Genomic DNA, 15,541 nt, shown 5'->3' on the forward strand with positions numbered 1-15,541 from the left:
TTATCTCTCATTATTATTGATATGGTTTACACTGATGGCTGAGGTAGGGCAGAGAGAAACACAGGCTCCGCATCCATTGCAGTCATCGATGTTTATAACGGGTTGTGCGACCTTGCCAATGTGCAATTTGAAGCTTATCGCCATCAATTCACAGGCTTCGCTACAAGTGCGACATTCGACATTTTGTTCCGCTAAGCAAGCTCGGCTTATTGCGGCTTTAGCTAACCAAGGTGTTTCTGTTCTTGGTTTGAAAATAGGCTCAGGACAGGCATCGGCACATTGATAGCAAAAAGTGCATTCATCAATACGGAAATCAAGCGTGGGAAACCCTCCATCACCATGTGTGATAATTTGAGTTTCGCAAGCCGCCAAGCAGCGTCCGCAGCGGGTACAGTCATCAGTGAATGCATTCGGTTTTGCAATCCAAGGCAGACGGACAATATTGTCGTCAACAAGATGCCTTGCAAAGAAACGTCTTTTTGATAAATCGACCAAAGTCATGCACCCTGAGTTTAATGTAACGATTAGTAATAAAAGTCTAGCTTGTGCTTAACAAATTTTCATTTATCTATATATAAATTGTAGTTTTTGTCATATTTGTATAAATACCCATAAGGGGGTAATTGGCATGGTATATTGTTTTAGATCAACAAATTCTGACGCGAGTGATCACATATTGGATGGTTTTCACAGCTTGCGTATAAATCCGGGTACAATGTTTCTAGCCATGAACTGGGAGTCATTTTTTGATACAAAATACGGGAAAATCGGTTACAAGTACGATTGCTAAAGCAATGTCGTTGATCTTGTTGCTATCGGTTGCGATTACCGGTTATGCAATTATTACTTTGGCCTCGTCGCTAAATGATGCGGAAGCGGTGAATGTGGCGGGGTCAATGCGCATGCAAAGCTATCGATTAGCGCATGATATTCACAGTAACTCGGCAGATTATCCTTCGCACATTTATTTATTTGAGCAATCTTTGTATTCATCTTCGATGAAAGCGTTGCAGCGTTGGCCTGTCCCTAAAGAGATCACGCAAGATTACTATCAGTTAATCATTCGCTGGCATCAGTTAAAAAAGGTCTTAAATAGCGACAACAAAGCGCAATATCTTGATGAAGTCGCTCAATTTGTGGCTCAGGTTGATGGTTTCGTTTTCAAGTTGCAGCATTTCTCTGAACAAAAACTGATTAAACTTGCTTGGGTTGGCGGCATTGGCTTAGGTGGCGTTTTGGGGATATCACTGTTTGTCGTTCACTTTATTCGCAAAGAAGTGGTGGTTCCGCTAAGGTCATTGGTTACTGCCAGTGAACAGATTCAAAACCGCTCTTTTGATGTTGAACTGAATGTGACTAGCCACAATGAGATGGGGATTTTAACGCGAACTTTTAACCGAATGGCAAAAGATCTTGGGCAGTTATATCGAGGGCTTGAGCAGGCGGTTAATGAAAAAACTCATAAGTTAGAAAATGCAAACCAGTCGCTTCAAGTGCTATATAATTCTTCGCAAGAATTAACAGCATCTCGTATTAGCCAAGATAATTTTCAGGCAATTTTAAGACACATAGTTAGCTTGGAAGGTGTAGTTTCTGCTCGGTTGGAGGTGCATGATGAAGAGGGGAAAAGCACAGTGTTGTCTCAAGGTGAGTGCAGCAATGAGTCACCGTTACCATTGACCCTTGGTGGAAAACAACTCGGTAACTTATATCTACAATACAGTTTGCCTTGCCCGAATAAAACATTGATTGATAACTTCGTGCAAATTTTGTCGCGGGCTATTTATTACAATCAAACTCAAAAGCAAGCCGAGCAACTGATTTTAATGGAAGAACGTGCCACGATTGCTCGCGAACTGCATGATTCTTTAGCTCAGTCACTATCGTATCTAAAAATACAAGTATCCTTATTAAAACGAGTTATCGGTCGACAAAACCACCACAGAGATGAAGCCAGTACTAAACAAATCATTGTTGATATCGACCAAGGTTTGTCGGGGGCTTATACCCAACTGCGTGAGTTATTAACCACGTTCAGATTAACCATACGCGAAGGTAATTTTGGTCAGGCTTTAAAAGAGATGCTGGAACAGCTTGGTTCACAAACTACAGCGCAGATAGTGCTGAGTAATAACTTATCTTCAATGGGATTAGACGCACACCAACAGGTGCATTTATTACAGTTAATCCGCGAAGCAACGATGAACGCCATCAAACATGCCCGTGCAAATTCAATTGCTATCTTTTGCGATCAATCCGATGAGGATGTGGTAGTTATGATTAAGGATGATGGTGTCGGTTTTGATAAACATGATGCTAAGTTGAATCACTATGGTTTAACGATTATGCAAGAAAGAGCAACTCGATTGCACGGTGAGTTATCGGTAACATCTTCACCAAATTCGGGATGTGAGGTTGTATTAAAATTTAAGAATTCCAAGGATACACATTGTGACAATATGTAGAGTAATGCTGGTGGATGATCATCCTTTGATGAGACGCGGTATAAACCAGCTACTGAGTTTTGAAGATGATTTTGAAATCGTGGCTGAAGTTAGTAATGGTATGGATGCGATCGCATTGGCTCATGAAACTGAGCCAGACTTAATTTTGCTCGATTTGAATATGAAGGGCATGTCAGGGTTAGACACGCTCAAAGCTCTGCGAGCCGATGAATCTAATGCCATTATTGTCATTCTAACGGTTTCAGATAATGCGTCAGATATTGAAGCGATCGTTAAACAAGGCGCTGATGGTTATCTTTTAAAAGATACTGAGCCTGACGAACTGATTGAGTTATTGAGAGATGCTGCGCGCGGTGAAAAGGCGTACTCGCAATTTGTAAGTCGCTACTTAAGTGAACGTGATGATCATGAAAATGTGTTTGATGCCTTAACAAGCCGAGAAATGCAGATATTAAAAGAAGTGGCAAAAGGGTATCGTAATAAACAAATTGCAGATCGTTTGTTTATTTCAGAGTCAACAGTAAAAGTCCACATGAAAAGTTTGCTGAAAAAGCTGAAAGTACCTTCGAGAACTGCTGCAACGATACTTTATCTAGAGTATTTTGGCGATAATCAATAGCAATTAAACAGTTATAAAAAGGGCGTTCAATTGAACGCCCTTAGTTTTTGGTGGCGGTGCTATGCCGTCATTGGTACAAGTATTACCGTACCGATAATAACGGTAATCAAGCCTAATAACACTGGCACAGAAGTACGTTTTACCACTTCAAATGGGCTGATATGCCCCATGCCAGCTGTTGCTACTACCACCCCAGAAACTGGTGAAATAGTACGGCCAAGGTTTGATGCTTGAAGCATCGGAATAATCAAAAACGCGGGGTTGATGCCTAATTTGGCTGCTAACGAAGGAGCAAGTTCAACGAACGCATAGAATGGTGCGTTACCTGAACCGGTTGCAATAGCGGCAGCGACAGTCAAACCAGTTAAAATGAGCATTAGCGCAACACCGCCAGCCCCCGCAGATTCAGCAAGATGAAGTAGATTATCAATCGCGCCAATAGACATCAGACCTTGTGCAAATACACCAGCTGCGACTAACAGCATTACTACACCTTTAAAGGCTTCAGCCATGCCTTCGTAACATGATTCAAGATCTTGCAGGGTTTCTTTACCATTAAAACGTTTAGTCACGAAATCAATCAGTGCACCGAGGAAGATAGAGCCGACAACAATGGTGTAAATATCGAGGCTTAATCCTTCAATAGTCTCGCCGTTAAACAAGAACACACCGATAATGGGTAGAAAAGGTAGTGCAGCATAATAGGCTGGGGCATTGACCTCGATAGCTGACACATCAATTTTTTCCATTGGTGTATTGTCTTTCTTATCTAGGTATTTATTCCAGAAAAACGCTGCCGCAGCCATGACGATGATGGCACAAATCGATACAGGTAAAACGGTTTCTACGGCAAATACGTGTAACGGTAAGCCTGATTTTTCAGCCGCAATAACAACGTCGCCAGAAGTAGGAGAAAGGATGATCGCTGCAGGCGACGCACAAACGGCAACTGCTGCCGGGCGTGAAATACCCATTGCGGTCATCATTGGGAATAACGTCGCCATTAATAACACGCCAAGACCCGTTGCAGAACTGACAGCCAATGACATTAGACACGCTACAATATAAGCCGCAACAAGTAATACGTATGGAGATTTGATTACTGAAAGAGGCTTAGAAAATTGTTTTACAACGACATTATTGGCACCAATGTGAGTCATATACGACGCAAAACCACACAACAGCATGATTTGCATACCTAGGCCACCCCCACGGTATTGCAGCATATATTTCACGTACTCAAGCGAGTCGGTCACCATGTTGCCAGTAGAAGCAATTTTGGCAGGCAAAATGTTATAGCCCAATAATCCTGTTAATAAAAGCAGTAAGATACCTGCGGTCAATAATACGCCCGCAGGTTTGTATCCTTTTACAATGAAGTAACCAACGGCAACCGTTACCACTAAGCCAATGAGAAGCTCCAGCATTTAACTCTCCTGAAATTATGAAAATGTTCAACAATGTGTATCAATTTATGACAAGGAATTTACAGAAAAGAGTGTTGTAGCACGAGAGTAACTTGAACATTAGATGATCTAAAACAAGAAAAATATCACTTAGAAGCTTGGTTTAAAATTCTGGGATAGTGTTATGGATTTAGATGTTAAAACTATTGATGATGTCAATGGTAAGGTTATATCTCGTGTGTTGTGATTTATGGAAAGGATGAAAAAAGTCAGTGTAACAGGGCTGCCCCTGTTACACTAAAATATCATGATAGAATTTAAGAGTACTGACGAACGATAAGCTGCCAATTGGCTCTTTGTTGCTCTAATTGCTGTTTTACTTGTAGGTAACGTAGCTTAAGCAACGAATGCTCATATTTGCGTACCATATTGTGTTTTTTACTTTCTAAGATCTGTTTTTTTAACTCGTAGTACTCATGCAATTGCTGAGTGAGGGAGTCAAATTCACGTTGAATATTCGCCATTACATGTTGATGGTTAGGTAATGCCTCGATTTTCTTTTGCGTATTTTTGAGTGCCATTAAGGCCTTCGCTTTTTCTACTTTAAATTGAGGAGAAACGCGCAATTTACGAGCTAACCCAAACCAAGCGCAAACTTTAATCAACCACTTTGTTGGATCATACTGCCACCAATAAATACCATTTCGGTAGTCATTTTCAAAAATATGGTGGTAGTTATGGTAGCCTTCTCCGAAAGTGAAAAACGCTAAAATTCCATTGTCTTTCGCAGTGTTTTTATCAGTGTACGGTTGAGTTCCCCAAATGTGGGCCAACGAATTGATAAAAAATGTGGTGTGGTGGTTAAGAACCAGGCGTAGCGCGCCGACGACTAGAATCATGCCAATCACATCGTTATAAATCAGCCCTAACGCAATAGGCACGCCAAAGTTCATAATGATAGCTAACGGGACGTAGTACTTATGTTGCCACATCACGATTTTATCTTTCTGCAAATCGCGGCAATTGCTGTAATCGGCATAGCTGTCATTATGATAATCACGAAGCATCCAGCCAATATGTGAAAACCAAAACCCCCGTTTTGCTGAATAAGGGTCTTTATCATTATTGTCGACATGCTTATGGTGTACACGATGATCAGAAGACCAATGTAGCGCACTATTTTGTAGTGCAAATGCACCACCTAAAGCAAACAATATCCGCAAAGACCAGTGTGCTTCATAGGCTTTATGAGACCAAAGTCGGTGGTAACCTGCGGTGATGGAAAGATTACAAAATGAGAAACAAACGACCAACCACAACCAATGCTCGAGACCATAGCCAAATTGCCATCCATATAAAGGTGCAGCGATAGCAGCCAACAAAAAGCTCGAGCTAAACACAAAAATATTTAACCATATCAGTGGTGGTTTTGAATTTGATTCCATAACAAAAAAGTCCTTGGGCTTACATGTGTTCGCTAGAATATCAGCGCACACATGTAAGTCAAATAAGTTTAGCTAATCTTTATGTAAAATGTGAACAGTATGTTTTGCTTTTTCCTTTGAAGAGAATAGTATAAAAGGCGACAATAATCCTTACAGGAAGTAATAAGGACTAGGATATGGAAATTAAAGTAGCTGAATATTGCGATTATGAACGAATTGCACAGCTTCATGCACAGAGTTGGCGCACCCACTACCAAGGTATTTTGGGCAAAGAATACCTCGACAATGATGTACTCGAAGACCGTTTATTGATCTGGCAAACACGCCTTATCAACCCACCATTTAATCAACACGTATTGTTGATTGAAGAGGGCGGGTTATTGTGTGGTTTTATATGCGCTTTTGGTAATCATGATTTTGAAAAAGGGAGCATTATTGAATCCCTTCATATTGATGAAAACTACCGAGGTCGAGGTATTGGCCGTAAGCTCATTCAAGAGATGGTATCTTGGATTAATCACTACTTTCCTGACAGCGGTGTCTATTTGGAAGTGATGGCTGATAATAAGCAAGCCATTGATTTTTATGATTACCTTGAAAGTCAGCCTAAAAGCGAGCGTTTATGGCATTCACCCTGCGGAAATGACATCAAAGAGTGGGTTTATTCTTGGAAAAGCCCCAACGATTTACTGACTGCGGTTTCAGCTTGATTCTACTTCGAAAGACGTTGTGCGCATCATCTTATGTTATTCAATCTTTTCATCTCTAAAAACAGTTTAACCTAGAAATACGAGATACAGTAAATACGGCCAGCATACGCTGGCCGTATTGCAGATTACTGGTTTGCTTTATCTTGATGGTGATCGCGATAGTATTGCCACTGTTCTACTTTGTTGCCTTCTGACAATACACAATAAGTGACACGCATACCATTCTCAGTCACGGTTTCCAGCATACCGTTTTGCTGCACACAATATACTGCTGCTGGGTTAGAAATTGACGTGTATTTTTTTACTTTATATTGCTCTGAGTTGTTGGAAGAACAACCCATCAGCGCAATAGAAGCAATAATGGCACCTAAAAATAAACCGCTTTTTTTCATGATTTGACCTCGAGTATATTCAATGAGTGGCGTAGTGATATTGTAGAATAACTTTTTAAAAACCATTGTGTTAAGTTTGTCAAAAGATCGATGTCGTCTAGAATTAAAGCGTATAGCTGATAGGAAAGCATGAATTTAGTCTCATTACTCATCCACTTGTCTTAGAAATGCCAATGAAGGTGGGCTAGTGGTGAATAGAGAATAGCGCTTTTGTAAGGAAACGAACTATGTCTGAAACGCAGCAAGAACAAAGTAAATTTCGATTGGTGACACGCAGTGATTTTGATGGTTTAGTGTGTGCCGTTTTGTTAAAACGGCTTGATCTTATTGATGATATTTTATTTGTACACCCCAAAGATATGCAAGATGGCAAAGTGGAAACAACCGATCGTGATATTGTTACCAACCTACCTTATGTTGCCAATGCTCATTTGATTTTTGATCACCATTTGTCAGAAACGATCCGCAACGAAGGTGAACGTCCTAATCACATTATCGACCCACACGCTCCTTCTGCGGCTCATGTTGTATGGGAATATTATGATGGTAACAACACTTTTCCCCAAGAGTGGCAGGAAATGCTCATTGCTGTTGATAAAGGTGACTCAGCCCAGTTTAGCCGTGATGAAGTATTAGATTCGACTGGATGGAATTTGTTGAACTTCTTAATGGATGCCAGAACAGGGTTAGGGCGTTTTCGTGAGTTCCGTATCTCAAACTACAATTTGATGATGGATTTGATTGAATATTGCGCAAGTCATTCTATCGACGACATACTTGCCTTGCCGGATGTACAAGAACGTATTGCTTTGTACCGTGAGCATGAAACGTTGTTCAAACAACAAATCCAAAGGTGTGCCAAAGTTTACGCTAACTTGGTATTCCTAGATCTCACTGCGGAAGAGACGATCTATGCGGGGAACCGTTTCATCATTTATGCGTTGTTCCCACAGTGTAATATCTCGATCCATAAAATGTGGGGATTCCAAAAGCAGAATATTGTGTTTGCAACTGGCAAGTCGATTTTTGATCGCAGTTCAAAAACTAATATTGGCGCACTGATGCTTAAATATGGTGGCGGCGGGCATCAAGCGGCGGGAACGTGTCAAATTGCGATAGAGCAAGCCGAGCAAGTTGAAAAAGAGCTAATCAAACAGATAACTACAGATGGTTAGTTTTTTACTATTCGTACAGTAAAGCGCTTAACAGGCCCTGCCAGTCAGGGCTTTTGCGTATCTGGTATGTTAGTCTTTAGCAAAATTCAAAATGACTAAATGCTATGAGACACCTTAACACCCTAATTCATCCTGATATTGAGCACCTTGATAACAAAATTATTTTCCAACGAAATGCGGCAAGAGCAATAGTCTTAGATGGTGAAGATATATTGATGCTTTACACTGAACGCTACCATGACTACACCATTCCAGGCGGTGGTGTGGATGAAGGTGAAGATATTATCGCGGGAATGGTTCGCGAACTCCAAGAAGAAACTGGCGCCCAAAATATTCATTCAATTAAACCGTTTGGCCTGTTTGAAGAGTTTCGCCCTTGGTTTAAAGATAATGCCGATGTCGTGCATATGCTCTCTTATTGCTACACCTGCAAAATTAATCGCCAATTAGGCAAAACCAATTACGAAGACTATGAGCAGAAAAATGGTATGAAGCCGGTTTGGATTAATATTCACGATGCTATTGCTCACAATGAGAAGACCATGGCAGAAAGCCCGAAAAAGGGCATGAGTATTGAGCGCGAAACGTTTCTGCTGCATCTCATCGTTCAAGAGATGCTTTAAACCTCGCAACTTGCCTTAGCAAAGCGTTTCGGGCTTTCGTTAATTTGATTTTTCTCTATACTTATCCAAGTGACTGAATTATTGATGATTTAAACTAATGGAAAGTCATAGTTTAATAAGTAGAGGGATTCTAGTATGGGAAAAATCAAACCGATGGTATTGGGCATAGCACTCACACTTTTAAGTGGAGTGTCGGCCGCTAAAGTCATTGAAACGACCACCTTGGCTGGCTTTGGGCAAGCAAAATATCCTGCTGATTTTTCTCATTTCGATTACGTTAATCCTAACGCTCCGAAATATGGAAAAGTGACTTATGGGCAAATTGGCACTTATGATAATTTCAACCGCTTTGCATCACGCGGAGCGCCAGCGGCTGGTAGCGGCGAGCTCTATGACTCCTTGATGTTTTCACCTAGTGATGAGATTAACACCTATTATCCTCTTATTGCCTCTAACGTCCGTTATTCCGATGACTATAGTTGGTTAGAGTTAGATATTAACCCGAAAGCTAGGTTTCATGATGGCCATGCCATTACTGCCGAAGATGTGGAATTCACGTTTAATAAATTTATGGCAGAAGGCGTACCGCAATACCGTTTGTTTTATAAACAAGTCAAGTCAGTGAAAGCGATAAAACCGTTGACGGTTCGCATTGAAATGTCAGAATCGAATCGTGAAAAATTGTTTAGCTTAGCGCAGTCAACTCAAGTTCTGCCAAAGCATTATTGGCAAGATAAAAATCTAGCTGAGCCACTAAATGAACCACCGCTTGGAAGCGGTGCCTACAAAGTGGTGAATTACCAGTCCGGGCAAACTGTGACTTATGGCTTAGTTGAAGACTACTGGGCGGCAACATTACCAGTCAATATTGGCCGTAATAACTTCAAACAAGTTCAGTATGACTATTATCGCGATGATACCGTCATGCTAGAGGCGTTTAAGGCTGGAGAGTTCGATTTACGCCAAGAGAACTCTGCGAAATTTTGGGCCAATTCGTACGTGGGTGTAAATTTTGATAAAGGATATATCAAGAAAGAGGAAATTGCCCACGACAGTCCAGCCTCGACTCAAGGTTTTGTATTCAATATTCAACGAGACGTGTTTAAAGATCCTAAAGTTCGTGAAGCACTTAACTACGCGATGGACTTTGAGTGGATGAATAAAAATATGTTTTATGATCAATACACTCGTACTCGCAGTTACTTCCAAAATACCGATTATGAAGCGAAAGGGCTGCCAACTGAGCAAGAGCTTGAAGTACTTGCTGCATTTAAAGATAACATTCCACCCCGTGTATTTACCCAAGAATTTCACCCCCCCGTAACCGATGGGACAGGGCGAATCCGTGCACAATTACGTACAGCGTTCAAATTGTTAAAAGAAGCGGGTTGGGAGCTAAAAGATAAGGTCATGACTAACACCACAACCGGTCAGCCTTTTAGTTTTGAATTGTTGATTTACAGTCCAACGACAGAGCGTATAGCAATACCGGTGCAGAAAAACTTAAGGCTGATGGGTATTGAAATGAAAATTCGCACCGTAGATACCACGCAATACCTCAAGCGGTTGCGTGATCGTGATTTTGACATGTTATCTTCTGCTTATTCGGCAAACCCATATCCTAGCCCGAACCTGATGATTATTTGGAACTCTCAATACATTGATTCCACTTATAATCGTGCTGGAGTGATGGACCCGGTGGTCGATAAACTCACCGAAGAAATTGCTGAAAATCAAGAAAACCCAGAGAAGCTACTGGCATTAGGTCGAGCATTGGATCGCGTGTTGCAGTGGAATTTTTACATAATTCCGCAATGGTATTTAAGCCAGTACCGCGTAGCGACATGGGACAAATTTGAACGACCACAGCTTATGCCGAAGTATGACATTGGTATTGATACTTGGTGGGTCTCTGAGCAAAAAGAGCAGCGACTACCAGAAAAACGTCGTTAAGAGGTTGTTATGGCAGCGTATATTTTCCGCCGATTGTTACTGGTTATTCCCACGCTGTGGGCCATCATCACCATCAATTTCTTTATTATTCAAATTGCGCCTGGTGGTCCTGTAGAGCAAGCAATCGCGCAAATGGAAGGTCACAGCGACGGTATCATGGAGCGCTTTACTGGCGGTGGCAAAGAGGTGGATATTCCCGTTTCTGGTGATTCTGCAGTCGGTTATAAAGGTTCACGTGGGCTTGATCCTGAAGTGGTGGAAGCGATTAAAAAGCAGTTTGGTTTTGATAAGCCCTTACATGTACGCTACGTTGAAATGCTTAAGAATTACATCACTTTTGATTTTGGTGAGAGCTTGTTTAAAGGTGGTAACGTTATTGACTTAATTGTCGAACGTTTGCCCGTTTCCATATCGTTAGGTTTGTGGAGCACTTTAATCATTTACCTTATTTCAATACCATTAGGCATAGTGAAAGCGATTCATCATGGTTCAAGGTTTGATATTTGGTCAAGTGCTGTTGTCATTGTGGGCTACGCGATTCCAGGGTTTCTGTTCGCGATAATCTTGATCATCTTATTCGCGAGCGGCAATTATTTTAGTTGGTTTCCACTGCGCGGGTTAGTTTCAAATAACTTTTCAGACTTAACGTGGTATCAACAAATCGCTGATTACTTTTGGCATTTAGCCTTACCAATCTTTGCCATGGTGATTGGTGGTTTTGCGACTTTAAGTATGCTGACTAAAAATTCATTCCTTGATGAAATCAATAAACAATATGTGGTGACAGCAAGGGCTAAGGGACTTGACGAAAACCGCATCCTTTATAAGCATGTGTTTCGCAATGCAATGCTGATTATTATTGCAGGTTTTCCGAGTGCGTTTATCAGCATTTTTTTCACTGGTTCCATGCTTATCGAGGTGATGTTTTCTCTCGAAGGTATTGGTTTGTTGGGTTTTGAATCAACCATTCAACGTGACTATCCTGTTGTCTTTAGTTCTTTATATATCATGACGTTATTAGGACTTATTTTGAGTATCATATCCGACTTAACCTATATATGGGTCGATCCGAGAATTGATTTTGAGGCGCGCTGATGATGTTAAAGCAAAAAGCCGCTAACCCACTCAACGCTATGCGTTGGCAACGTTTTAAATCAAATCGCCGTGGTTTTTATTCGCTGTGGTTATTTAGCTTGTTATTTATCATTAGCTTATTCGCTGAGTTTATTGCCAATGATAAACCATTGTTTATTGAGTACGAGCAGCAGTGGTATTTCCCCACTTTTAACCAATATTCCGAAATCCAATTTGGTGGTGAATTTGCAACTGAGGCTGATTACACTGACCCGTATGTGACAGAACTGATAGAGGGAAAAGGTTTCATTATCTGGCCATTAGTTCGATTTAGTTACGATACCATAAATTTCAATATCACCAGTTCAGTACCGTCGCCTCCTGATGCTGAGAACTGGCTCGGCACGGATGACAAAGGACGCGATGTGTTAGCGCGGATTATTTATGGGTTTCGTATATCGGTATTGTTTGGTTTTGTGCTGACCATTGTATCTTCTGTGATTGGCGTTGTTGTCGGAGCAACACAAGGGTATTACGGTGGTTGGCTTGATTTACTCGGCCAACGTTTTATTGAAGTGTGGTCAGGAATGCCAACGCTGTTTCTTTTGATTATCTTATCAAGTTTTGTAGAACCCAATTTTTGGTGGTTATTGAGTATCATGGTGTTATTCAGTTGGATGAGCTTGGTCGGTGTGGTAAGAGCAGAGTTTTTACGCTGTCGGAATTTTGATTACGTTCGTGCAGCGCAAGCGATGGGCGTCAGTGATAGCCGCATTATGCTACGTCATATGCTTCCTAACGCAATGGTTGCTTCATTAACCATGATGCCTTTTATTCTCTCTGGCTCTGTGACGACGTTAACATCGTTAGATTTCTTAGGCTTTGGTTTGCCGGTTGGCTCGCCATCGTTAGGCGAGTTGCTTGCTCAAGGCAAAGCAAACTTACAAGCTCCTTGGCTTGGTATCTCTGCGTTTGTTGTACTTTCATTGATGCTGACTTTATTAGTGTTTATTGGTGAAGCGGTACGTGATGCCTTTGACCCACATCAGAATAGGATTGGATGATGACTCAAACTGTACTATCCATTCAAAATCTATCGGTTGGCTTTGGACGTAAAGAGCAGATAGAAGCAGTGACGCACCATGTTTCACTATCGGTCAAAAAAGGTGAAACCTTAGCATTGGTGGGAGAGAGTGGGTCAGGAAAATCTGTCACAGCGAATGCCATTCTTAAATTATTGCCCAAAGGATCCGCACACTATTTAGATGGCCAAATTCTCTTCGATGGTGCGGATACTTTAACTTGTAGTGAACGGCAATTAAGAGCGATCCGTGGTGGGCGTATAGGGATGATTTTCCAAGAGCCAATGGTGTCGCTGAACCCATTGCATAAAATAGGAAAACAGCTGGTCGAAATTGTAGAAATTCATCGTGGTTTGAGAAAATCGAAGGCTGAAGCGATGGCCATTCAATGGCTGGAAAAAGTTGGCATTCGTTACCCTGAACTGAAGATAAACGCTTATCCACATGAGCTTTCTGGCGGTGAGCGACAGCGCGTTATGATTGCGATGGCTTTGATTAATGAACCAGAGCTGTTGATTGCCGATGAACCAACAACAGCATTGGATGTTTCGGTTCAAGCGCAAGTGTTAGATCTACTAAAAAACCTTCAGCAAGAACTTGGGATGGCAATGCTATTTATCACTCATGATTTAAGTATTGTGCGACGAATCGCTGATCGCGTTGCAGTAATGCAAAATGGGCAACTTGTTGAACAGAATGAGTGTAAAACGTTATTTTCAGCGCCAAAGCATCCTTACACTAAGAAATTAATTGATTCAGATCCGCGGGGTTTTCCTGTTGAGGTGAGCGGCAATAGCACATCACTGCTCACATTAGATCAGCTAAAAGTGTGGTTTCCTATCAAAGGTGGGTTATTTAAACGAACAGTTTCATATATAAAAGCAGTAACCAATATGAAATTTGATTTAAAAAAAGGCTATTCACTCGGAATTGTTGGTGAGAGTGGATCAGGTAAATCAACCACTGGTATGGCAATTTTGAAGTTGGTCAATTCCGAAGGATCAATTCGCTATCAAGGTAACGAGTTACAGGGTATAGATCGCAAGGAGATGCTGCCTTATCGAAGTAAAATGCAAGTGGTGTTTCAAGACCCCTTTTCTGCACTCAACCCAAGGATGTCAGTGGCGCAAATTATTGGTGAAGGTCTGAAAGTACATTGCAATTATGATGAAGAAACGCTCGATAGATTGATCTGTGAATCAATGCGAGAGGTAGAGCTTGACCCTAATACTCGCCATCGTTATCCCAATGAGTTTTCAGGTGGGCAAAGACAGAGAATTGCCATCGCTCGGGCTTTGGTATTAAAACCTGAATTTATTTTGCTTGATGAACCCACATCATCATTAGATAGGACAATTCAAGCACAAGTATTGGATTTATTAAAATTGCTACAACATAAGTATGGATTAACGTATCTTTTTATTAGTCACGATCTTCATGTCGTCAAATCGTTATGTCATTACACTATCGTAATGAAGCAGGGGGAAGTGGTAGAGCAGGGGGAAACGCAGCAACTCTTCTCTAATCCTCAACATCCTTACACGCAAGAGCTTATTTCATTCTCGCGGCTTTAGTTTAATCGAAGGGGGCGATTAAACCGCTGTTTGGATTGAAGGAACAATGGATTCCGGTGTAGCAAGGAAAAACCCCTGGAACATATCGATATCAAGCTCTCTCATGGCATCCAATTGTGCCTGCGTTTCTATGCCTTCTATCACTGTGTTTGCGGAGTTTTGTTTTGCTAAAGCGATACCATCGAGCAAAGGTAGAGTATCTCCTCGCATGTACTGTAAAAGTAAGCTTCGGTCGAACTTAATGATTTCAGGCGCAATTAGGTTTACGCGCTCTGGCGTTGACGCATAAGTACCAAAATCATCGATAGCAATCGCAAAACCGTTATCAGCTAAGCGCTGAGTTGCTTGTTTTAGCATTGCTTCATTTTCAGAATCTATTTCGATAAGCTCCATAACCAATTGTTTGTGTTCAATATGTAGATCCTTCAGCCTCGTAATGAGTAATCCAGTATTTATATCACTCATGGCAAACAGCTCACTAGCAGCAGGCAGAACATTAAGGAATAAACGGCATTGTCGATAGGGAGATACAGCATAGTTGCGTAAATGTATAGCACGACACAGCCTTTCAACATTCAGTTTGTCGATTGGGTTAATAGCATCTGAATGAAAAAAATGGCTAGGACGGATATTGGTATTATCTTGGGCACTTATTCTTGCTAGTGCTTCAACGCCCACGACAAGATCGCTTCGAGAAAAAATCGGTTGGAAAACACTGCGTAATAACAGGCCTTGGTAATGAGCGATGTATTGGCCATCAGTATCTAAAGATATACATTTTGAAAATTGGTTCTTGGTGGTGAACAGCATACAATTTATGACATCCTATAGTTCATAACAGCTCAATTATCGTCCTAGCATCAATATGCCATGCCATAATATTGACAGTCTATGACGCTTGTCAACAGTATATTAGGCTGACTCTTTTACACCTCTGACGCTTCCTACGACTAACTTCGTTTCGACTGTTCACCTAACGGTGTCACGCCAATGAAACCCCCTCACAATAGTCCTCTCGCATGA

At 41.3% G+C, this 15,541-nt stretch carries 14 protein-coding genes; 9 read left to right on the forward strand and 5 right to left on the reverse strand.

Features of this window, described 5'->3' with window-relative positions; all coding sequences use genetic code 11:
* Complete coding sequence (gene napF, locus HGG78_RS16610) at positions 1–495, reverse strand: ferredoxin-type protein NapF (protein ID WP_172533574.1); 495 nt, start codon at positions 493–495, stop codon at positions 1–3.
* 251 nt (positions 496–746) lie between these two features.
* Here napF and narQ point away from each other — a divergent pair, with 251 nt between their 5' ends.
* Positions 747–2,465 (forward strand): nitrate/nitrite two-component system sensor histidine kinase NarQ, encoded by a 1,719-nt coding sequence (narQ, locus tag HGG78_RS16615; protein ID WP_172533568.1) that lies wholly within the window; start codon positions 747–749, stop codon positions 2,463–2,465.
* Complete coding sequence (locus tag HGG78_RS16620; RefSeq protein WP_168780678.1) at positions 2,452–3,084, forward strand: response regulator; 633 nt, start codon at positions 2,452–2,454, stop codon at positions 3,082–3,084. The genes narQ and HGG78_RS16620 overlap by 14 nt, the downstream gene beginning before the upstream one ends.
* 59 nt (positions 3,085–3,143) lie before the next feature.
* Here the strand turns inward: HGG78_RS16620 and dcuC are convergent, their stop codons facing one another.
* Together dcuC and HGG78_RS16630 are read right to left on the reverse strand one after the other, a co-directional pair.
* The gene (dcuC, locus tag HGG78_RS16625) at positions 3,144–4,511 is read right to left on the reverse strand and encodes an anaerobic C4-dicarboxylate transporter DcuC (RefSeq protein ID WP_172533569.1); all 1,368 of its coding nucleotides are present in this window, start codon (positions 4,509–4,511) and stop codon (positions 3,144–3,146) included.
* A gap of 296 nt (positions 4,512–4,807) precedes the next feature.
* Entirely contained in the window at positions 4,808–5,935 is a 1,128-nt protein-coding gene (locus HGG78_RS16630) for an acyl-CoA desaturase (protein WP_053310668.1), read from the reverse strand.
* Positions 5,936–6,111: 176 nt separating this feature from the next.
* Here HGG78_RS16630 and HGG78_RS16635 point away from each other — a divergent pair, with 176 nt between their 5' ends.
* Entirely contained in the window at positions 6,112–6,645 is a 534-nt protein-coding gene (locus HGG78_RS16635; protein WP_053310669.1) for a GNAT family N-acetyltransferase, read from the forward strand.
* A 125-nt stretch (positions 6,646–6,770) separates the two neighbouring features.
* Here HGG78_RS16635 and HGG78_RS16640 read toward each other — a convergent pair whose 3' ends face one another.
* Entirely contained in the window at positions 6,771–7,037 is a 267-nt protein-coding gene (locus HGG78_RS16640) for a putative hemolysin (RefSeq protein ID WP_053310696.1), read from the reverse strand.
* 227 nt (positions 7,038–7,264) lie between these two features.
* On the opposite strand from HGG78_RS16640, the gene HGG78_RS16645 reads away from it, so the two are divergent.
* The 6 genes from HGG78_RS16645 to HGG78_RS16670 all read left to right on the forward strand — a co-directional run bounded on the left by HGG78_RS16645 (position 7,265) and on the right by HGG78_RS16670 (position 14,518).
* Complete coding sequence (locus HGG78_RS16645; protein WP_171981274.1) at positions 7,265–8,212, forward strand: DHH family phosphoesterase; 948 nt, start codon at positions 7,265–7,267, stop codon at positions 8,210–8,212.
* Positions 8,213–8,316: 104 nt separating this feature from the next.
* The gene (locus tag HGG78_RS16650; protein WP_172533570.1) at positions 8,317–8,835 is read left to right on the forward strand and encodes an NUDIX hydrolase; all 519 of its coding nucleotides are present in this window, start codon (positions 8,317–8,319) and stop codon (positions 8,833–8,835) included.
* Between the two features lie 135 nt (positions 8,836–8,970).
* Complete coding sequence (locus tag HGG78_RS16655) at positions 8,971–10,788, forward strand: extracellular solute-binding protein (protein WP_172533571.1); 1,818 nt, start codon at positions 8,971–8,973, stop codon at positions 10,786–10,788.
* 9 nt (positions 10,789–10,797) lie between these two features.
* Positions 10,798–11,883, forward strand: coding sequence for a microcin C ABC transporter permease YejB (locus HGG78_RS16660; RefSeq protein WP_053310673.1), 1,086 nt, complete (start codon positions 10,798–10,800; stop codon positions 11,881–11,883).
* Positions 11,883–12,926 (forward strand): ABC transporter permease, encoded by a 1,044-nt coding sequence (locus HGG78_RS16665; RefSeq protein ID WP_168787041.1) that lies wholly within the window; start codon positions 11,883–11,885, stop codon positions 12,924–12,926. Before HGG78_RS16660 ends, HGG78_RS16665 begins: the two co-directional genes overlap by 1 nt.
* On the forward strand, positions 12,923–14,518 hold the full coding sequence (locus HGG78_RS16670; RefSeq protein ID WP_172533572.1) for an ABC transporter ATP-binding protein: 1,596 nt from the start codon (positions 12,923–12,925) through the stop codon (positions 14,516–14,518). Before HGG78_RS16665 ends, HGG78_RS16670 begins: the two co-directional genes overlap by 4 nt.
* Positions 14,519–14,536: 18 nt before the next feature.
* Here HGG78_RS16670 and HGG78_RS16675 read toward each other — a convergent pair whose 3' ends face one another.
* The gene (locus HGG78_RS16675; RefSeq protein ID WP_172533573.1) at positions 14,537–15,328 is read right to left on the reverse strand and encodes an EAL domain-containing protein; all 792 of its coding nucleotides are present in this window, start codon (positions 15,326–15,328) and stop codon (positions 14,537–14,539) included.
* Positions 15,329–15,541 lie beyond the last annotated feature (213 nt).

Source organism: Vibrio aestuarianus (assembly GCF_012395185.1).
Classification (GTDB): Bacteria; Pseudomonadota; Gammaproteobacteria; order Enterobacterales; family Vibrionaceae; genus Vibrio; species Vibrio aestuarianus.

Excerpts from the sequence above, each read along its gene's own strand:
- dcuC (WP_172533569.1), bottom strand. The coding sequence starts at position 4,511 with ATGCTGGAGCTTCTCATTGGCTTAGTGGTAACGGTTGCCGTTGGTTAC.
- HGG78_RS16630 (WP_053310668.1), bottom strand. The coding sequence starts at position 5,935 with ATGGAATCAAATTCAAAACCACCACTGATATGGTTAAATATTTTTGTG.
- HGG78_RS16635 (WP_053310669.1), top strand. The coding sequence starts at position 6,112 with ATGGAAATTAAAGTAGCTGAATATTGCGATTATGAACGAATTGCACAG.
- HGG78_RS16640 (WP_053310696.1), bottom strand. The coding sequence starts at position 7,037 with ATGAAAAAAAGCGGTTTATTTTTAGGTGCCATTATTGCTTCTATTGCG.
- HGG78_RS16645 (WP_171981274.1), top strand. The coding sequence starts at position 7,265 with ATGTCTGAAACGCAGCAAGAACAAAGTAAATTTCGATTGGTGACACGC.
- HGG78_RS16650 (WP_172533570.1), top strand. The coding sequence starts at position 8,317 with ATGAGACACCTTAACACCCTAATTCATCCTGATATTGAGCACCTTGAT.
- HGG78_RS16655 (WP_172533571.1), top strand. The coding sequence starts at position 8,971 with ATGGGAAAAATCAAACCGATGGTATTGGGCATAGCACTCACACTTTTA.
- HGG78_RS16660 (WP_053310673.1), top strand. The coding sequence starts at position 10,798 with ATGGCAGCGTATATTTTCCGCCGATTGTTACTGGTTATTCCCACGCTG.
- HGG78_RS16665 (WP_168787041.1), top strand. The coding sequence starts at position 11,883 with ATGATGTTAAAGCAAAAAGCCGCTAACCCACTCAACGCTATGCGTTGG.
- HGG78_RS16670 (WP_172533572.1), top strand. The coding sequence starts at position 12,923 with ATGATGACTCAAACTGTACTATCCATTCAAAATCTATCGGTTGGCTTT.
- HGG78_RS16675 (WP_172533573.1), bottom strand. The coding sequence starts at position 15,328 with ATGCTGTTCACCACCAAGAACCAATTTTCAAAATGTATATCTTTAGAT.